Source organism: Nostoc sp. DedQUE02 (assembly GCF_034531035.1).
GTDB lineage: Bacteria > Cyanobacteriota > Cyanobacteriia > Cyanobacteriales > Nostocaceae > Nostoc.
Genome location: NZ_JAVRBY020000066.1, coordinates 17,109 through 37,215, shown reverse-complemented (window position 1 = coordinate 37,215; position 20,107 = coordinate 17,109). Strand labels below are relative to the sequence as shown.

The following is a 20,107-nucleotide window of genomic DNA, read 5'->3' as shown; positions in this document are numbered from 1 at the left end:
TATTTTTTTTTTGTTTTATCTTCAGTTTATTATATTTTTGTTTTATCAGATATTTTTTTTTTTCCCGTCCTTTCCCCTCTCTTGTTGCTTCCCCTGCCTCCCCTGCTCCCCCTGCCTCCCCTGCCTCAATTCGTATAGCCGCGATAAATCGCCGTCTCTACAGAGAATGTACTCGTTGGTTTGGTTGAGTCTGCGCTAGTGCCACCACAGCTTGAACTAACTCTTCTGGATTAAGGGGCTTGGTAACATGGCGTTGATAGCCACTGCTTATAGCTTGCTGGGAATCGTCAACTCTGGCATAAGCAGTCAAAGCGATCGCGGGTATCTGTCCCCCTTTTTCAGGCGTTAAAGTGCGGATCTGTTGAATCAGGGAATAGCCATCGACTTCGGGCATCCCAATATCACTGACTAATACATCGGGTTGAAAGGACTCCAGGTTTGCTAATACTTCTGCGGCACAGGTGACAGTCAGGACTGTAGCTCCGTATTCAGTAAGCAATACTGTTAATAGATCGCGGGCATCGGCGTCATCATCGACTGTGAGGACGCGAATCCCTGTGAGTTCGAGTACTTTTTGTGACAACTCATCTGTCTGCTCGATTTCCGGTTGAATATCCAGCAGTGGCAACTGGACTGTAAAAACGGCTCCTAACCCAACACCCGGACTATCAGCCGCGATCGTGCCGCCGTGAGCCTCAACCAACTGCCGGACGATCGCCAACCCCAATCCTAACCCCCCATACTTGCGAGTAATTGAGACATCTTCTTGACGGAATGATTCAAAAATATACGGGAGAAAGTCTGGGTTAATACCTTTGCCAGTGTCACTGATGATAATCTGTGCTTGCTCGTTGACTCGCTCTAGTCGAATTTCTACCCGTCCCCCCTTGGGGGTAAACTTGATCGCATTAGAAAGTAAATTCCAAACGATCTGTTGAAGGCGGCTGGAATCTCCAGAAACTTGCCCAATATTCGGTAGTACTGAATGCAACAGAATTGATTTGGAACGGGCTGCTGTACTTACTGTGTCGATCGCAGATTCAATCACAAATGCTAGATTTACTGGAGTCGCATTGATGCTGAGTTTACCCCGCAGAATCTTGGCTATATCTAGCAAGTCATCAATCAGTTGAGTTTGCAGTTTAGCGTTGCGTTCAATGGTGGCTAAGGCTTGAGCTGTTTTTGTTTCACTAAATTTGCGGGTTTGCAGCAGTTTTGTCCAGCCAAGAATCGGGTTGAGAGGCGATCGCAATTCGTGAGAGAGAACGGCCAGAAACTCATCTTTGATGCGATTGGCGCGTTCTGCTTCGGCTCTGGCTGCTTGTTCTAGTTGAAATAGGCGATCGCGTTCGATTTCAGTTTGTTTACGAGCGGTGATATCCTGGACGTTGCCTACCATCCGGATTGCATTGCCCGCAGCATCATAGAAAACCTGACCTCTAGCCGCTAACCAGCGAATGCCATCAGGATGTATGATCCGAAAATCATCTTCATAGTGTTCTTGCTGTTGCTGCATGGTGCGACTCACCCCTTCATTGGCAGAGGCGCGATCGTCTGGGTGCAGGCGACTTAACCACAGTTCATAAGTGATTTCCTTTGTGCTTGGGTCAAGCCCAAACAGATTAATGTACTCTTCAGAGACATGAGCTTTGTTGCGGGTAATGTCCCAATCCCATAATCCCGATTGCGTAGCTTTGTACGCCAATTTCAACCGGGCTTCGCTCTCCTGCAACAGGAGTTCTATCTTTTTGCGATCGCTGATGTCTCGTGAAATCAACAAGATTTTTTCCACCTGCCCGGAGGCATCCAGCATCGGGCTAACAACCACTTCCCACCATTTGGGAGTGCCTTTCTTGGTTGGGCAGTATCCGCGAAAAATGCTGACTTCGCCTGCTTTAGTGGCAGCAAGTGCCTGCTTTGCCTGTTGCTGAGAGCTGCCTTCCCAGAAACAGAGCCATTCAGTGTTGAGATAGGAATTTAAGTCGTCAATTTCCATCAAACACAGTCCACCTGTATTCATATACAGCAGCCGCCCATCAAGACTTAATACCTTGATGCAGTCAGAACTGCTATCTAAAATACGGTTTTTAAATTCTTCACTCTGGCGCAGGGCTTCTTCTGTTTGTTGGCGAACGGTGATATCTCGCCAGGTGGCAACAAATCCATCTCCAAATTTAGCCACGCGGATATCAAATGCTCTCACTAAGCGTTGTTGTCCGTAATTATCTTCATAAACTAGGCTGTCTTTAATCAGCGCCTGTCCTGTTTCTACTACCTGACAGTATTCAGCAAACAATCCACTCTCACGATGCGCTGGTAGTAATTCACACAATCCCCGGCCAATTTGCTGCTCATAAGTCATTTGATTGTTGAAACAAGCCGCATTATTGACATATTCAGTCGCAAAATCGACAATCTGTCCCTGCTCATTCCGCACAGCACGGTATACCCCAAAGCAGTCCAGCATATTTTCAACTGAGGTGCGGAAGCGTTCTTCACTGTCTCGCAGGGCTTGTTCTGCCTGTTTGCGTAAGCGAAGCTCGTCGTAGACATCGCTGATATCATGATGTATACCTGCCATACGGAGTGCATTGCCCTGGTGATCGCGCAAAACTACTTTTCCGTAGTTGGCAATCCATTTCCACTCCCCAGACTTGGTTAACATCCGATATTCAAATTTGTAAGACACCGAATCGTCCTGAAGATGAGCATTCAACCGTTCCATTACCCAAACTTTATCGTCAGGATGAATTAGTCGCTCCCAACTGCTAAAGTTTTCAGGTAACTCTCCTTGCTCATATCCCAGCATTTCCAGCCATCGCGAACTGAAATAATCTTCATTGGTAACAATGTTCCAATCCCATAAACCGCCACCAGAACCTTCCAGTGCCATTTGCAGCCGTTCTTCACTGTCTCGCAGGGCAAGTTCTACCTGCTTGCGTTCGCTAATGTCTTCGGCAATACCTGTAAACCGATAAATCTCTCCTGTTTCATCTCGAAGTGGAGAGCAGCGATCGCGAACCCAGCGAACACTACCATCGGGTAAAATAATCCGATATTCTTGATCGAATTGACCTGCGATAGCTTTTTCCTGAAAGGCTTTCTGGGTTGATTCTCGATCCTCTGGGTGAATTCGATCGACCCATACCTGTTGTTTTTGATACAATTCCTCTGCGTTCAATCCCCAGAGACGTTTGTAGGCAGGACTGACATAGCTGACTCGGTTTTCAGACACTTCTCTGATCCAGAACACCGCATCAATATTTTCTGCGATCTGCCGGAAACGTTCTTCACTCTGGCGCAGTTTTGCTTCTACTTGTTGGCGTTCCTTGAGTTCATGCTGTGCTTGCTGATATAGTTCTGCCTGTCGTAACGCAATACTTACCTGAATTGCCAGTTCTTTAAGCAAGTCAATCTCTAAAGGTTGCCACGAGCGAGGGGAAGCACAATGATGAGCAATCAGCAATCCCCAAAACTGGTTGTCTTGCAGAATTGGTACGATCAGATTAGCTTTTACTTGAAACTGAGTCAACAATTTAATCAGGCATGGGTCAATATTGCTATTTTGAATATCAGGTATCGCTGTTACCCAACCCTGACAATAACGTTCGAGATAATTCTCGATCAAGGCGGGATTGTCGCTGACGGTTTCCGGTTTATTCCATGCAAGGTAGTTTTCAGCGAGGCAGGGATCGTGGATTGTCGAAGAGAACAGCGATCGCCACTCTGCGCCTACGGATTCTGCTACTACTGTGCCATCCCCGTCAGGTTTTAACCGAAAAACTAAGACGCGATCGGTTTGGAGAAACTGCCGCACTTTGACTACGGTTGTCTGAAGAATCTCATCCAGATTTAGCGATTGGTGAATTTGCTGGGTAATCTGTGCGACTACGCGCTCTCGTTCAATACGCTGTTGTAGTTGGGTGCGTAGCTGCACTGTTTCAATTGCCCCATTTACTGATATTTGCAGACCTTCTGGGGTAATTTGTGTTTTGACAATATAATCTTGTGCGCCCGCTTTCATTGCCTGAACTGCGATCGCCTCATTGCCCTGTCCGGTGATGACAATTACAGGTAAGCACGGCTGTTGACTCAGGAGTTGCAATTGAGCGACAAATTCCAGTCCGTCCATGTCGGGCAGTCGATAATCAAGCAATACAACATCGGGCTGATGTTGCTGCCAAAGTTCTAGTCCTTGCCGCCCCAAGCTTGCTTCTAAAAGTGTATAAGAATACTCGCGATCGCACAGCAAACACCGCCGATAGAGTTCTCGATCTTCTGGCGAATCATCGACAATTAAGAGGGTGCGCTGTTGCTGAGACATTGTGAATTAAGCGGATAGAGTTCAAGCCCACATTTGGCAGGTTATCATAGAGATATTACTATTTTCAAAATAGTGCTAAAATCCTCATCTACGTAAAGATTTTACCTAGTGTCGCCTCTAAAATGGGCGTCATTATCAATTACGAATCATTTTGACTAATCCTTGGGATAATCAGGCAGCGTGGTCACTTCAAACCAATATTCCACAAGCATCTGAATATCTCGTTTCAATTGGGTAAAATTAATTGGCTTAACAATATAGCTGTTGACACCATATCGATAGCATACTTCAATATCTTTAGGATTGTTAGAGGTAGTAAACACCACCACCGGAATCATCTTCAAGTTGTCATCTTGTTTAATTCGACGTAACACTTCTCGTCCATCGGTTCCGGGCAGGTTCAAGTCAAGCACAATCAAGCCAGGATAGGGCGCACTCTGGCGCTCCACATAGCTGCCAGTGCGAGAAAGAAACGCCAAGGCTTATTCCCCATTCACACAGCGCTGAATAGCGATCGCAATGGTAGATTTCCCTAGAAGTCGTTGCAGTGCTTCAAAGTCTTCGTTGCTATCCTCCACAATTAAAAGTAGTGGCATTTGCTGGATAGGGGAGGCTGAAATGTAAGTCATTTGTTTGCCTCCGCCGACAAGGTGAAGTAAAATGTGCTACCGATTGTTGGCGTAGATTCCACCCAAATTCTACCACCGTGCCGTTCCACAATTTTGCGGGCAATGGTTAACCCTACTCCAGTCCCACCGCCAAATTCGTCCCGTCCATGTAAACGGCGGAATATCTGAAAGATTTTTTCGAGATGTTCTTGACAGATGCCAATGCCGTTATCACGAACGTAGAAAGTTACAGAAGTAGAAGCAACTTTTCTGTCCCGATTTCCTTCAACTGGTAGCGTCCGGGATTCCCCAACTTCAGTTAAGCTGATTGAGGAGGAATCGGCACTCTGGGACTGCGTACTGGGTACTGGAAAAAGTTCTTTTAAGATTTGGTTGGGTTCCCAATCCCCAGTCTCTAGTTCGATGAAACCAATTTCTACCCACTTCTGAGGTTTATCATTGTACTTAATAGCGTTGCTAATCAGGTTGGTGAAGAGCTCATTAATCTGAGCGCGATCGCATTGAACGCTCTTAAGGGCTTGAGGAATGCGAAACTCGACTTCACTCTGCGGTCGAGTAATGGTCAAAGTGGTAATTACCTGCTGCACTAACTCATTCAAATCTACTGATTGCCGGATCAGTTCGACGCGTCCCAACCGGGAAAAATGCAGGAGTGAATTAATCAGGTCTTCCATACGCTGCGTCAACCGTACCAGGGTTTGCAGTTTCGTAACTCCATCATCATTCAGTACGTCTGCATAATCCTCCATTAAGAAATTAGCATAGTTATGAATGCCCCGCAGTGGTTCTTTGAGGTCATGGGAGGCAACGTAAGCGAAGGAATCGAGTTCTTCGTTACTCCGTTGTAATTCAAAATTCATTGATGCCAGTTTGTCTGCCTGTCGCAACACAACGCCCACAATCAGGCTTCGCAGTTCAGTCACCGCTTCAACTTCGCAAGGTTTCCAGGGTAAAGCACATCCTTGCACTGTTTCTTGCCATAATTCAAAGGATTTGCGAGGAGACATTCTTAAACTGCCATCTGACAAAACTTCTACAGGCTTGTTGGGGTTGCCACCCCAATTCACGGTTTGAATTACCTCTGGACGAAACCAGAGAATGTAATTGTGATGAACTTGAGAAATTTCCAGGGCTAACACGCCACTAGCGATCGCTTTAAAGAAGGAGGCGGGTGGGTAATCTTTCGAGAGCGATCGCGTCTCAAACAAGTTATGATGTATCTGAGGTTTAATCCAATCAAGTAAGGCGTGAACTTCCTCCTCTGATGGCGTTTTACCCACTCGAATACACTGGTTGCTACTACATATCGCTGCTCCCGTGGCACTGGTCAAATCGAGTAATTGAGATTTCAATTGCACCATCCCATCCAAGAAATACTCAACCTGAGATAACTCTTCAACAAATAGAGTTTGTAATGATTTCAATTGCCTTTTGTAATCAATGTCTTCACTGACTTCTTTGTTTGCCAGTTCTACAGACATCACCTGTCCAATGAACTCACAGATAGTGCGGATATTGTAAGAAACATATTTAGGCGAAGAATGGTGACAGGCAATCAATCCCCAAAGCTTTTGATTCTGCATCAGAGAAATAGACATAGAGGCAGTCACGCCCATATTGTGCAGGTACTCTAAATGAATCCCAGAAACACTCCGCAACACCGATAGACTGAGATCCAACGGTTGATTTGTTAAAGGATTGTTCGTTGGAATTAAAGCAACAGGCTGGTAGCTAGCATCTGGAATCAGCCGCAGCCAGTTGAGAGTGTATAGCTGTCGGGCTTGCTTGGGAATGTCAGAAGGCGGATAGTGTAAGTCCAGATAAGGCGTTTCCTGATTAGTGTCTTCAGCGATCACCCTACCTGCCCCTTCGCGATCAAATCGATAGACCATAACGCGATCAAAGCCAGTGATTCGCCGAACTTCTGTCACCACAATTTGGCACATTTCTAGCAACGTTGGTGCTTTCTGAATGCGGGTAATGGTTCCTCTTACCTGTTGATAAAAGTCAAAAAAGCCTGTTTTTTCCTTCGCTTTTTTCGGCTCCAATTCCAGAATAATAATAGTATCTAAACGATGGACAATACCATCAAAATGAATTGATTTATTTTGATGTTTGATGATTATATTTAGGGGATTAACGCTCTCAAAATCCTCTGACAGACATTGTTGAATTAGTTTAATTTGCTTGACATTGAGTAAATCTGATAGCGACTTGCCCAGCAATTCATCAGGTTGACGACCAATAACTTGCTGAGTATTACTGCTCACCTGAAGAATTTCCAGCGTGGGATCTTGCAAAACCAGTAAAACCCCGTGAGGCTGGATCAAACTGGGAATGTGGATTGGTTCGCGATCGCAGTTTGTCAAATCAATGATTTCATCAGTCATTCTCTGTTTATCCAACTCTTCATTAGAACTCTGGCTTAAATAATTCGTAATACTCGCCTTCATGCGAGAAGCAAGCTACGTAATTCGTAATTCAGTTTTGTGTTAGCGAGTCTGCGATAGCGCAGCGTTAGCGAGTATTCGAGCGTCCGGGGATTTGTACGCGAGAAATCGCCGTCTCTACAGTGTTTTGTCACTCATTCTGAACTGTATTGCGTTATATCTAAGATTTTGAGTCCTGTATTTTGTACCTCACTTAAAAAGCAAACTCCTGTATTCACACTAGCCTAGACTCAAACTAGAGTCTTTGGCATCTACTCTTGGCTTAATGTTTCAATCAACAAATCTACCTGCTGTTGTCGCTGCTGCAAAAAACCTTCGCACTGACGCAAATACTCTACAGCAGTTGCAAATTGGTCAAACACAGCTTCCAATTCCAACTCACCCGCCTCAATACGAGTAATAATTCCCTCTATTTCAGCAACCTTCGCCTCATAATTCCAACCTTCCTCAGAACTAGAAGCACCCTTACGTTTAACCATTAATCTCTCTGCGTCCTCTGCGTCTGTGCGGTTCGTTCACTTCCATAACCTTCACTTTAACCCCACCCTGCCCCAACTGAATCACTAACTCTTGCCCCACTTCCAACTCCGCCGCCGAACGAGCGATCGCCCCATCTTCCCTTCTCACCACCGCATAACCACGCTGTAACACCGCTTTCGGGTCAAGACTAGCCAACTTCTGCCGCAATAATTCTAAATGCTGCGTTGCTTGCTGCGATCGCCCCGTGGTAATTTGCACCAAATGCTGACGCTTCCAAGCTAGCTTTTCCACTTCCTGCTGCACTTGCCGATCTAACCGCAAACGTCGCAAACGATTACGCAATACTTGCAGTTTATTCTCGGCATTTTCCCCAAAATCATGCACCGCCTCATGTAAAGCGACAACTCGCTGCCGATGCTCAGTATACAATTCTGAAAGTGCTGGTACAACCATTTCTGCTGCCGCAGTCGGTGTATGCACACATACATCTGCAACTAAATCTGCTAAAGATTCATCTCGTTGATGCCCGATCCCAGTAATTACCGGAATAGAACAACTAGCAAGCGATCGCACCACTCGTTCATCATTAAAACAAGCCAACTCTTCCACCGCACCACCACCCCGCGATAAAATTAGCACTTCGGCGCGCCCATCTTTTTCCACCCGCTCAATTGCTTTGACGATAGATTCTGGTGCTTGCTCTCCTTGTACGGTCGCGGGAGAAAATAAAACGTGTAAACCTGGATACCTTTGCTTCAAGGTTTTTTGAATATCGCCCCAAGCAGCCGCCGTTGGTGAAGTGACAACAGCGATCGTTTGGGGATGAATGGGGAGCGATCGCTTTCTTTGCGCGTCGAACAACCCCTCAGCCAGCAAGCGATTTTTGAGTTGTTGATAGCGCAGTGCCTGTAAACCAACACCAGCAGGTAAAGTCTGCCAAACTGATAACTGATACTCTCCCCGTTGTGGATAGACGCGAATGCTACCCAAAATGATTATCTGTTCGCCAGGAACAGGCATTTGGGCGAGTTTTGGCAATTGGCTATTCCATACTACACACTTAATGCCGGCGGTGCGATCGGGATCTTGCAGCGTAAAAAACAACCCACTGCGATGGTTGTTAGCACTGGAAACTTCGCCAGTTACCCAAACTTGCCGTAATTGTTCATCTTGCTCTAACAGCAAGCGGATATAGTCAGTTAATCCAGATACTGAAAGCGCTGTATCGAGAATCAGAGAGTCGGGAAGGTCGAAAGTCATCAAAGATACACGAAAGCAAAAGCCTAATCAAATTTTAGCAAATAACATTAATTGATAGCTATTTTGTTGAATAATCAAACTAAAAATATCCGAAAAATCTATTAGACTTAAATTAATCACTAAATAGAGTTTAAAACGATAATGGAAAAAATAGAACTTGAACTAGACAGACTCACCTTTGAACGAGCAAAAACTCTGGCAATAGTCAATAAATCAACTTTATCAGAATTGATTAGCCACGTAATTGAACGTTTAGCAAAAGTTCAGGAGAAGAACGATCCTTTAATGGGATTATATGCTGATGTTCCAGAAATTGTTGATGAAATTGTTGCTGAAGCGATGGAAAAAAGAGGATATACTGGAACAGATGAATGAAGTAGAAAAGTCTCTACTTGATACGGATATTCTTTCAGAAATTATTAAACGAGTAAATCCTCGTATTATTTTCAAAGCCAATAATTACTTACATCAGTTTGATAAATATACAATTTCTGCAATTACAGTCATGGAAATTGTCGAAGGCTGGCAAAAACGTAAGCAAGAAAAACGTCTTCAGCAATTTTTAACTATACTGAATTCACAGGAAATATTATCTTTTGACTTGACAGAAGCAGTATTAGCAGGAAAAATCTACGCTGATTTAGAGACAACCGGAAAAAGAATTGGTTATCCCGATTGTATGATTGCTGCAATTGCCATCAGTCATAATCTAACTTTAGTTACGGGTAATTTCTCTCATTATCAAAGGATTCAGGATTTAAATTATTCACTAAAGCTAGATAACTGGCGTTTATAGCAACAATGTGAATGGATGAAATGCCATCAAGTTTCGCCATTAGCTAAATGCTCTAATGCAGATGTATTTTATAACTTAATTTTTATATCCTGTATTACAGTATGGATGCGTTATCTGTCCGTTATCTACACTTGCCAATCCGCCATCTTCTCTACGCTGGATATGATCAATCGAAATTGAATTTCTATGGATAAGACCCTGACAAATTTTACATTTTTGTGCATTTTGTAATGCATCTTTTATATAAATTTCACTTTTTTTATTTGTATTAAAGTCTTGTGTAGATGAATGAGTTTCTTGATTTATTGTACGAATAGTCAAGTACTGAAAATCATTACTAGTCATTTAGAATATTATGAATTGTTTTTTCAGTTTGTAAATTAGTTACAAGTTTCTGAAATAATTTTGATACATCTTTGTAGCTTTTTTGAACAGACCTATATTTTAAATAAATTTGTTGAATCAAATAATCATATTTTATGAGGCATTCCTCAAACTGTTCTCGTACTTTAATGAAGTCATTTATTTTTTGTCTTTTATCAAGTTCCATTACAAAATCAACTACAGCAAGTAAGGATACTGTTCTATGTCGTCCCTCTTTTGAGTAAAAGTATATAACTGGATGTAACCCCAAAGATGAGGAATGATTGCTATTTAATCTATACACAATCTTTTTGGTTTTCTTTAAAATCTGTATTGTTGCTTCACCAGTTAAGTCATCATTAATTCCCTTATTATTAAAATCTAGATTGTTAACAACATTCACAAAATCTAAAATTAGTGGTAATGTTTGCGAGGAATAAAGTTTTCCTCCAACTGGTATGTCCAGAGTTTTTATAGGAGTCTTTAACTTAGGCGCAAAAAGTATTTCATTAATCTTTTTGGCTATTTCTTGTATTTGATATTGTGTTTCATTTGAAAAAGATGACCAATATTTGTGCCCTTTGCCGCTTCTGATAATTGCACGCGCTGCAATACTGTTAGGCTTTCTCCTAGATTCAAGGAGTTTTAGCTCAGTTTTATCAATTGGTGCAGCTTGTTGATTAATTTTGAAGAATGAACTTTCTGCTTTAGTTGCATCACCTTCAACCCATTGAAGTTGAATTGCCAAGGCTGCTAGATTTTTAGCATATTTGACAACTTCGGGTTTAACTTTATCAGGGTATGTGGAAGCCAACTTAAAATCATCATACGAACCGACTGTTTTATTTACTAATTTTCGCGTTTCTTGAGCAATTTCCAGTTGTTCATCAGAAATTACCCCATCATAAAAAAGTTTTGAAATTTTACCATCACCATAATCATCATTTACCCAAGCAGATAAAGCACTTAATCTATGGCTACCATCAATTACAAATAAGTAGCCACCTGTACTTCACCATAAAATAATTGCTGGTATTAAATCGCCCTCAATAAAACTTTTGATAAATTCACAAATTCTATTTTTATCCCATTCGTTAGTTTCTCTTTGAAAATCAGGTTTTCTGATGTTTGAAAAGAAGAATGAGTCTATCTTAAGGTCTTCAATAGAAATTGTTTCTTTTTTCTTGCCCAGATTAATATTTTCTTCTACATCAAAATCTTCTCGTGGAATCAGAGCATTTAGATTAACTTTAGCCATAATGTTTTCCCCTGTATTGGTACAATTATACGTCAAGCTTATAGGCAGCAAGTACGACTGAGCATCATCGCCTCTCAAAGTTGAAAGTCACATCAAGCATTGAAAATCCCTTTACTACTTCCCTAGAAGCTGTCTATATCTAACCCCGACCCGATGAAGCTGCTATCGATGATATGCTGATTGGCATGGGCGATCGCTCCTAATTTAGCAACCCCCGCAAATGCTCACGAGTCTAGCTCTACTGACAGTGTTGTTAAGTATCTTTTCTTTGAAAACCCTTGCTTACCCAGCCAAAAAGAAGCTATCTCTGAATGTAAGTTGGTATCATTGTGCAGAGCTACCCTAATTTGGTAGCGATCGAGTTACGATCTTGTCACACCCTTTTTTGATTTGAGAAGTCCTATTCCAGAATTTTCTGGTTAAAATAGTATATCTGTTCTACTCAAACTCCGACACCAACACTCCTTAAAACCATATATTAAGAGGCATTAGAGGCAGGAATGGCTATCAACACCGATACTTCTGGCAAGCAAAAAGCACTGACTATGGTGCTCAACCAGATTGAGCGCAGCTTCGGTAAAGGAGCAATCATGCGCCTGGGCGATGCTACCCGGATGCGGGTGGAAACGATTTCCAGTGGAGCGCTTACCCTAGATTTAGCATTGGGTGGTGGTTTACCCAAGGGGCGGGTAATTGAAATTTATGGGCCGGAAAGTTCTGGTAAAACTACAGTAGCGCTACACGCGCTCGCCGAAGTGCAAAGAAATGGCGGTATTGCTGCCTTCGTTGATGCTGAACACGCCCTAGACCCTACTTATGCTGCTGCATTGGGTGTAGATATTGACAATTTGTTGATTTCCCAACCTGACACTGGCGAATCAGCTTTGGAAATTGTCGATCAACTTGTTCGCTCTGCTGCGGTTGATATTGTAGTTATAGACTCAGTAGCAGCATTGGTTCCCCGTGCTGAAATTGAAGGCGATATGGGCGATGCTCACGTTGGTCTGCAAGCGCGGTTAATGAGCCAAGCTCTACGTAAAATTACTGGTAATATTGGTAAATCTGGTTGCACAGTAATTTTCATCAACCAGTTGCGACAAAAAATCGGTGTTACTTACGGTAGCCCAGAAACGACTACTGGCGGTAACGCATTGAAATTTTACGCTTCGGTGCGCTTGGATATTCGGCGAATTCAAACCTTGAAAAAAGGTACTGATGAATTTGGTAATCGCGTTAAAGTCAAAGTCGCCAAAAATAAAGTAGCGCCGCCTTTTAGAATAGCGGAATTTGACATTATTTTTGGTAAAGGCATTTCTACCTTGGGTTGTCTTGTTGACTTAGCAGAAGAAACTGGCATTATTATCCGCAAAGGAGCTTGGTATAGTTACAACGGCGATAATATCTCCCAAGGACGAGACAACGCCATTAAGTATCTAGAAGAAAAGCCTGAATTTGCTGAAGAAATTAAGAAACTAGTGCGTGAAAAGCTAGATAAAGGTGCTGTTGTTTCTGCTAACTCTGTCGCTAAAGCTAGTGACGAAGATGAAGAGGAAGAAGTCGATTTAGAGCCAGAAGAATAAAGAATGCGGATTTATTAATCTGCAATTGCTAATAGATGGTGCGTTACAAAAAAAGCTAACGCACCTTATTTTTATCGAGATTTGGATACTGGATCGGGGTTTCAACATTAGATTGACACTAATGACCAGCTATATGGTAATATTTCATGGCATTATGCTCAAAAACTTTGTTTATAATCAAAGAGTAGCCAACCCATGAGTTTAGCTGTAATTAAGTTCTCTTCAGAAGAGTGCGGCATCTGCCACAAAATGTCTTTTTATGACAAAAAGGTGGCTGAAGAACTGGGTTTAGAATTTATCGATGTAAAAATGCAAGATACGACTGCTTACCGCAAGTATCGCAAGATTTTGTTGACTCAATATCCCGATAAATCAGAAATGGGATGGCCTACTTACATTATCTGCAATTCTCCAGAGGGGGAATTTCAGATTGTTGGTGAAGTAAAAGGAGGTCATCCCAAAGGGGAGTTTAGAAGTCGTCTGCAAGAGGTTCTAGATTCCCCAGCTAATCAGAACTAATTACCTCAAAAGATTTGACCTCTAAGGCAGGGCCAATCATGGCAGTTGTCATGATATCTTCACGCACCTGCCCTTTAATTTTTGCTTTTTGTCCGGCTTTGAGTAGGTCTTTGTCAGCCCCTCTGAGGATTTCGTAAGTAACGCCCTCTTCTGTAACTAACGCCCATGCGCCTGTACCTATATCACGACGTTCGACTGTACCTGTAATTGTAATGCTCATAACAGTGCTGAGTGCTGAGTGCTGAGTAAGGAGAGTAGGGAATTGGGAGTTAGGAGTTAGGAGTTAGGAGTTAGGAGTTATAAAAATTGATTCCCCATGCGCTATGCCCAATGCCCCATTCCCTATTCCCCATTTATGCTATTTTCTCTTCGTTTTTTAATGCTAAACGAACAAGTCCATAACAGACTAGGGCATTAGCAATGAGGAAGAGACGTGCTAAGTTACCACTTCCCAATCCCCAAACTGTCGGCTCGAAAAACGCACTTGTAGTTAAGCACGCAGCTACACCTAAAGTTGAACCAATGGCGAACCATTTCCAACTAGGATGTCCCAGCAGCAATGCCATTAACGCAATGGGAATCAGTACACTGGCAAATAGGGGATTTAATGCATCAGTTCCCTGGAGAGTATTACCTAATTCGGGAATTGAACTGCCCAAAACCCGGAAAGGCCATTGGGGAAGATCAAAAATATAAATTCCCTTGAGGAAGAATAACCCAGAACTGCCGGCAATTAGTCCACTGGATAAAGACCAACTCCAAGTGAAGGGGAAGTAAACGCGTAAAAACCAAGCCAGCAGATAGGAACCAACTACCATTAAAATCTTGGGTAACAGTGCTACCGCACCACCATCAATCCAAAAGCCGGGGTTAAGATAGCCGCTATCTCGTAACCACCGGAAGAAATCTGGGAAACTAATTTGTCCGCTAAAGGCTAGTTTGACTGCTGCTTCTGCATTGAGTTGTCCAGCGCCATAATAGTTCAAACCATCATCCTGAATCACTCGTGCGGACTGCTTGAGGACTTTTAAAACTTCATCTGGTTCTTTGATGCCAGCAGCTTTGATTAATGCTGCAACACCAGCAACGTGAGGAGCAGCCATGCTTGTACCCTGAAAACCGAGAAATACCCCTTCGCCCTTTTCATCGATGGTTTCTTGGAGAATTTTACCAGCTTCACTACCACCAGGAGCAGAGATATCTACCCCTGCACCAAAGTTAGAATAGGGCGCTCTTTCGCCATCAGGCCCAATTGCCGAAACACCTATGACGTAGGGATAGCGGGCTGGATAGCTTGCACCATTGGTGTTTTCATTCCCGGCTGCGGCAATAATAACAACACCTTTTCTATGGGCATACTCGATCGCTTGTTTCATCAACTGGCTTTCACCAGTACCACCCAAGCTCATATTAATCACATCTGCGCCTTTATCAGCAGCAAATTTAATCGCTTCGGCAATATCGGCAACAGTACCACCGCCATAAGAACTGAGTACCTTCAACGGCATCAGACTGGCTTCATAAGCAATTCCAGCGACGCCATATTTGTTATTTGTGGCTTGAGCAATAGTTCCGGCAACATGAGTACCGTGGCCGTTATCGTCTGTGGCTTCTTCTCGGTCGTTAACAAAATCATAGCCCTTGACGAATTTTGTCTCATACAAGTCGCGAACCTTGGTAATCCCGGTGTCAATCACTGCGACTGTGATACCACTGCCTTTGGTTTGACTCCATGCACCTTCAACACCAATTTTGTGCAAGTTCCATTGCTTGCTGTAATATTGGTCATTAGGGCCAGTTAATGAAGGACTTGGTTCTTCATCTTCTTGGGGTGTTAAAAATTCACCTAGCCAAGCGGTTTTACCTGGTTGGGGAATCTTGTTGTAGATATAGTTTGGTTCAATCAATTCTGTGGCTTGGGCAAACTGAGATTTTTTCAGTTCTTGGAGCCGTTGGCGATCGCCCTTGATAATATACACATTATCTTTTTTGGAAAACTTGTTGTCTAATTGGGGTGTAACGTTGTATTGTTTGGCGATCGCTTGCAAATTCTGTTCCACTACAAGTGATGGAATATCTTCCCGAAAATCAAGCAAAATCGTCTCAAACTCTCCTTTAGCTGCCAATCCCTGGAAATTCAGGAAACCAAATATGGCAGATCCCAGCCCAATGACAAACAAGCACAATAATATAAGTTTTCTCATATTAACTCATCACCGCTTTTTGCCAGTTTGCTCATACCATAACTTATCTCGACCCCTTGTTGGTAGATTTTGCACTTTTAGTTACAAGTTTCATTCCAAACTGAGGATTTTTTTAAACGATGGAACGTGGTCTTTTGTGGTTGCCGCTGTTAGTAATGTTTTTCTGGTTGGCTTGGCAAGGCTCGAAGGAGTATCAAAAAGTCGAAGCCTATCGCACTTGGGCAGAGCAATTTGAACGAGCCAAGTATGATATTTATGCTGTATTAGGTCAAAAAGACAACAATATCACTTGGGGAAAACCCACGCCTCAAGGGCCGATTAAACTAGAAACATTCTCCTTGCTTGATATCAAACAAATCCAGGTTTTAGTAAATGAAAAACCAGTAGATGTAAACAATCCACCAGAGAAAGGTCGTTCTATAGAATTAGAATTTCTATTTTCTGAATCTACTAACTCAGTGCGGGTTCCGTTTACAGAAATTCCTTTGGCAGCAGAATGGGGTAAGTTTTTGCAGGGGGTATTACAAAACTTGCGATCGCAACCACAGCAGTAGTTATATTAAAACTATAAGTTCCAAATAATACGGTTATTTATGGTCAAAAAGTTAGATCGCTATAGGACTCATATTTGATTTCTAAAAAAACTCAGTACACCTTAGAAAGCTTTCTTTCCTATTCCCTATTCCCTATTCTCTGTTCCCTGCTTTATTGGAAAGATGTTTTTAGGAATGGCTTTTACTTGACTACCATTTATTAAACATCTCCATAAATTCAATATACGTAATCCAAAACCCTTATAGAGACGTAGCCGTGCTACATCTCTACATTCTTTTTTACTCCTATGTTTATTGCGTCCCTATGGATGTGGTCTGTCTAATTGAAAGCCACCTTAAAACTCGATTCATGTTTGGATGGCACTTGCATTCAGTTGACCCGACCCAGCTATGCTTGAATGATGAAGTCAGAGGCAGTAAGAGTGGGCGCACCAGTAACTATGCTTGAATGATGAAGTCAGAGGCAGTAAGAGTGGGCGCACCAGTAAGTTGTGCAAATTGACCACCACTACCAAAACCAGCAGCACTACCATTTTGATTGTATAGTAACTGCCCAGTCATAGGGTCGTAAACAATCACAGCATTGCTAAGTGCCCCTAAACTGGTGACTTGAAAATCACTGGCGTTACTAAAACCTGTTCCCACAACAGAAGTAATGGCATTAAAGGTGGTCTTAGCAAGGGCAATCTTGTCGCCTTCAGAGTGATTGAAGTCAGCGATGGTATCAATACCCACAGCAGCACTAGTAAAGGCAGCATTAGTGTTGTACACGAAAGAGTCAGCACCTATACCACCCACAAGAGTATCATTGCCTTTTCCACCAATCAGAAGATCATTGCCAGTACCACCCCGCAGCAGATCGTCACCACTTTTCCCGTCGAGGATGTCATTACCCCCTTGACCATTAATCACATCGTTGGAGTTATCAAAACCGGTAATGTTATTGTTTAAGTCATTGAGGAAGGTGACAGTGTTTGTAGTGAAAATGCTAGTTTGAGTGGAGTTGGCATTAATCACATCAAAGCTGTCGGTAACTTTAGCCTGTCCGTCAAATACGATATTACCGATGGCAGGTGTTGTTGTCGATGCACCTAAGTTCTCTAGGTTTTCTAACTTAAAGTTTTGCAGAGTGACTTTGGTATTAGCCACATTTTCAAAGGTGACTTCTAAATTGTCGCCATTTTGAGTTAATTGCAGATTTCTCGCAGTCAAGTCAGCCCCAATAAATTGCAAGGTGTCTATTTTGGCAATTTCTGTAGCCGAAGGGGTTGAGCCAGCACCTACACCACCAAAGTCTGTGATGATGTCATTGCCATTGTTTAGCCGAGTAATAAAGGTATCATTGCCGGCTGTGCCATTGATAATTTTGGGTTTAACTGTACCACTAATCGCAAAGTCAAAGGGACTTTCATTACTATCGTTGTTGTTTAAACTGAGGTTGCCACTATAAGTGCCTAGTGTAGAAGCGTTGAGTACCACCGATATAGTGGTGGAATCATTGGCAACAACACTCGTCGGCAGAGTTCCTACTAAACTAAATCCGTCAGGAAGCTTAAGATTACTCAGGTTGAGTGCAGCTGTACCGGTGTTCTTGATGGTAAAGGTTTTAGTCAGGGTGTTACCAACAGTGGTGTCGCCAAAGTTAATAGCAGTAGTACTCCCATCTACAATGTCAACTGTGCCATTGAGAACTTGAATTTCCGGGGCAGGAGCAGGTTTTACTGTACCACTAATCGCAAAGTCAAAGGGACTTTCATTAGTATCGTTGTTGTTTAAACTGAGGTTGCCACTATAAGTGCCTGGTGTAGTAGTGTTGAGTGCCACCGATATAGTAGTGGAACCTTTGGCAGCGACACTCGTCGGAAGAGTTCCCAATAAACTAAATCTGTCAGGAAGTTTAAGATTACTCAGGTTGAGTGCAGCTGTACCGGTGTTCTTGATGGTGAAGGTTTTAGTCAGGGTGTTACCAACAGTGGTGTCGCCAAAGTTAATAGCAGTAGTACTCCCATCTACAATGTCAACTGTGCCATTGAGAACTTGAATTTCTGGGGCGGTCGCGGAGATGCGGGGAGCTTCGTATGCACCAATATCAATTACAGAGGTGCCATTACCATCGCCATCCTGAGGAATATTTTTAGTAATGCTATTGAAGGCATTGGAACCAGCATCGATCGCAGGACTTCCAGGTTTGAGCGCAAAATTCTTTTTGGTCGTATCAACAAATTGGGGATCTTGACCCAAAATATTCTGTAACCCTGTGGCCTTGAGATCATCTGAAGCTTGGAATAGATTCGAGTTATAAACAAGATTGTTATCAAAAGTCACATTTTTAGAAAACTTGATGCTGTTAGCATTTTGATCGTCGCTTGCATACAAGATGTTATTGGAAGCATGTACATTTTCTGAGAAAAGAACACCAATCTCTCCAGAACCTGTAAGAACACGACCATTCTGGTAAGCTGTGTTGTTGATAACATCTACATTTGTAGCTTTGAAAACTTCAATGCCTGCGGCTCCATTGTTGTAAGTTATATTATTTGCAATTAATGCTTTACCGGTATAAGGTACATTATCTTTAGTGTTACTAATAGTATCAAGCATAATCCCGTGTCCTTCGGTGATTTTGCCTGCTTCTTTCCACGGAACTAAGTTTTTATTATCGTAGACAATGTTATCTCGATAAATCATCCTGTAGTCAGTGGTATTGTTATCCCAATTAAAACTGCGTAGAGTTGTGATTCCCTGAGTTCCCCACGGCGAATACCAAGCATTTCCAGATACAATATTTTTCTCAACAGTGATGTAATCTGAATTATTAAATGCTATACCTCCACCTGGAAAGTTACGGATTGTGTTACCACTGATGACAATATGATGGGGATTAGTACCACCTACTCCCTCACTATTTTTCCATGCGTTTACAGCAATTCCATTAGCATTGGTCAAGGGGTTGTTAAGGTTATCCTTTTCTTTTAAGGCATATTCTAGAGTGATGTTTTCCCGATTGCCCTCTATATCAAGTCCTTCAATTCGCACGTAGGATGAACTAAATACATTAATTCCACCTCCCTTCGTTTTTATAATAGGCTTGGCTCCAGGATAAGCTTTGATTGTTGTCCAGTTGTCTGGTGAGCCATTCAAGTTAAAAAGCGTAATCCCTTTCGTTTCATAAGTTCCATTCATGACGTAGAGCGTGTCACCTGTTTTCATTTCATACACGGCTCTGCCTAAGCTGCGAAATGCAGATTCTTCTTTTAAACCATTATTGCCATTATCATTACCTGTTCCAGAAACGTAGTATGTTTTGCCAGCCATAGATTTACTCCGAATATGTATAAAGGAAATTGGCAGTACAATCTCAGCAACTTTCTTCAGTTACTAAGTAGTTATTTGAATGAGTCATTTATCTGAACTGTTCACAACAGTCACAGTCGTCCGATCGCGACTTGAAATCGCATTGCCTATAGAAACGCTGTTGTAGGGTTGAAAATTTTTATCCTGTCAACCGTTGATGGTTGAACCAGGGGTATCAATACCGTCAATCGTCAGGGTTTTGTTGAGGGTGATTGGACGATTAGCGTATAGACGCTTCGCCTCCAGCTTTGCTAATCAGACGATGTCTGCAAGGCTGGATGAAGTCGAATTGAATCGTATCTTCATCTGTTTAGGAACCAGTTTTACCATCTGCTA

Annotated in this window: 15 protein-coding genes and 1 pseudogene; 5 read left to right on the top strand and 11 right to left on the bottom strand. The window is 42.6% G+C overall.

Annotation, left to right across the window (positions count from 1 at the left end; translation table 11 throughout):
- Positions 1-157: 157 nt before the first annotated feature.
- The 5 genes and pseudogenes from RMX98_RS30555 to xseA all read right to left on the bottom strand — a co-directional run bounded on the left by RMX98_RS30555 (position 158) and on the right by xseA (position 9,143).
- Positions 158-4,324 (bottom strand): PAS domain-containing protein, encoded by a 4,167-nt coding sequence (locus RMX98_RS30555; RefSeq protein WP_322676982.1) that lies wholly within the window; start codon positions 4,322-4,324, stop codon positions 158-160.
- Between the two features lie 155 nt (positions 4,325-4,479).
- A pseudogene (locus RMX98_RS30550) lies at positions 4,480-4,953 on the bottom strand (response regulator).
- Positions 4,950-7,343: an ATP-binding protein gene (locus RMX98_RS30545; RefSeq protein ID WP_322676984.1), complete on the bottom strand. Its 2,394-nt coding sequence runs from the start codon at positions 7,341-7,343 to the stop codon at positions 4,950-4,952. Before RMX98_RS30545 ends, RMX98_RS30550 begins: the two are co-directional and overlap by 4 nt.
- Before the next feature lie 311 nt (positions 7,344-7,654).
- The gene (xseB, locus tag RMX98_RS30540; RefSeq protein WP_099102361.1) at positions 7,655-7,882 is read right to left on the bottom strand and encodes an exodeoxyribonuclease VII small subunit; all 228 of its coding nucleotides are present in this window, start codon (positions 7,880-7,882) and stop codon (positions 7,655-7,657) included.
- Positions 7,875-9,143 (bottom strand): exodeoxyribonuclease VII large subunit, encoded by a 1,269-nt coding sequence (gene xseA, locus RMX98_RS30535; protein ID WP_322676985.1) that lies wholly within the window; start codon positions 9,141-9,143, stop codon positions 7,875-7,877. The genes xseB and xseA overlap by 8 nt, the downstream gene beginning before the upstream one ends.
- A gap of 141 nt (positions 9,144-9,284) precedes the next feature.
- Between xseA and RMX98_RS30530 the strand changes: the two genes are divergently transcribed.
- Both RMX98_RS30530 and RMX98_RS30525 read left to right on the top strand, forming a co-directional pair.
- Positions 9,285-9,518, top strand: coding sequence for a hypothetical protein (locus RMX98_RS30530; protein WP_322676986.1), 234 nt, complete (start codon positions 9,285-9,287; stop codon positions 9,516-9,518).
- Positions 9,511-9,939, top strand: coding sequence for a type II toxin-antitoxin system VapC family toxin (locus RMX98_RS30525; protein WP_322676987.1), 429 nt, complete (start codon positions 9,511-9,513; stop codon positions 9,937-9,939). The genes RMX98_RS30530 and RMX98_RS30525 overlap by 8 nt, the downstream gene beginning before the upstream one ends.
- A 75-nt stretch (positions 9,940-10,014) precedes the next feature.
- Here RMX98_RS30525 and RMX98_RS30520 read toward each other — a convergent pair whose 3' ends face one another.
- From RMX98_RS30520 to RMX98_RS30510, 3 genes are all read right to left on the bottom strand, one after another.
- Complete coding sequence (locus RMX98_RS30520; protein ID WP_322676988.1) at positions 10,015-10,284, bottom strand: HNH endonuclease signature motif containing protein; 270 nt, start codon at positions 10,282-10,284, stop codon at positions 10,015-10,017.
- The gene (locus tag RMX98_RS30515) at positions 10,277-11,116 is read right to left on the bottom strand and encodes a hypothetical protein (RefSeq protein WP_322676989.1); all 840 of its coding nucleotides are present in this window, start codon (positions 11,114-11,116) and stop codon (positions 10,277-10,279) included. The genes RMX98_RS30520 and RMX98_RS30515 overlap by 8 nt, the downstream gene beginning before the upstream one ends.
- Positions 11,117-11,314: 198 nt before the next feature.
- Positions 11,315-11,560 carry a hypothetical protein gene (locus RMX98_RS30510; protein WP_322676990.1) on the bottom strand — a complete coding sequence of 82 codons (246 nt, stop codon included), beginning with the start codon at positions 11,558-11,560 and terminating at the stop codon, positions 11,315-11,317.
- A 500-nt stretch (positions 11,561-12,060) separates the two neighbouring features.
- Here RMX98_RS30510 and recA point away from each other — a divergent pair, with 500 nt between their 5' ends.
- Both recA and RMX98_RS30500 read left to right on the top strand, forming a co-directional pair.
- Positions 12,061-13,140: a recombinase RecA gene (recA, locus tag RMX98_RS30505; protein WP_322676991.1), complete on the top strand. Its 1,080-nt coding sequence runs from the start codon at positions 12,061-12,063 to the stop codon at positions 13,138-13,140.
- Between the two features lie 195 nt (positions 13,141-13,335).
- Positions 13,336-13,659, top strand: a complete 324-nt coding sequence (locus tag RMX98_RS30500; RefSeq protein ID WP_322676992.1) for a thioredoxin family protein — start codon at positions 13,336-13,338, stop codon at positions 13,657-13,659.
- On the opposite strand, the gene RMX98_RS30495 is transcribed toward RMX98_RS30500, so the two are convergent.
- Together RMX98_RS30495 and RMX98_RS30490 are read right to left on the bottom strand one after the other, a co-directional pair.
- On the bottom strand, positions 13,646-13,879 hold the full coding sequence (locus RMX98_RS30495) for a hypothetical protein (protein WP_322676993.1): 234 nt from the start codon (positions 13,877-13,879) through the stop codon (positions 13,646-13,648). The genes RMX98_RS30500 and RMX98_RS30495 overlap by 14 nt on opposite strands.
- Positions 13,880-14,012: 133 nt before the next feature.
- Positions 14,013-15,863 carry a S8 family peptidase gene (locus RMX98_RS30490; RefSeq protein ID WP_322676994.1) on the bottom strand — a complete coding sequence of 617 codons (1,851 nt, stop codon included), beginning with the start codon at positions 15,861-15,863 and terminating at the stop codon, positions 14,013-14,015.
- 119 nt (positions 15,864-15,982) lie between these two features.
- Between RMX98_RS30490 and RMX98_RS30485 the strand changes: the two genes are divergently transcribed.
- Entirely contained in the window at positions 15,983-16,417 is a 435-nt protein-coding gene (locus RMX98_RS30485; protein WP_322676995.1) for a hypothetical protein, read from the top strand.
- Positions 16,418-16,855: 438 nt separating this feature from the next.
- On the opposite strand, the gene RMX98_RS30480 is transcribed toward RMX98_RS30485, so the two are convergent.
- Positions 16,856-19,732, bottom strand: a complete 2,877-nt coding sequence (locus RMX98_RS30480; protein WP_322676996.1) for a choice-of-anchor D domain-containing protein — start codon at positions 19,730-19,732, stop codon at positions 16,856-16,858.
- Positions 19,733-20,107: the final 375 nt, after the last annotated feature.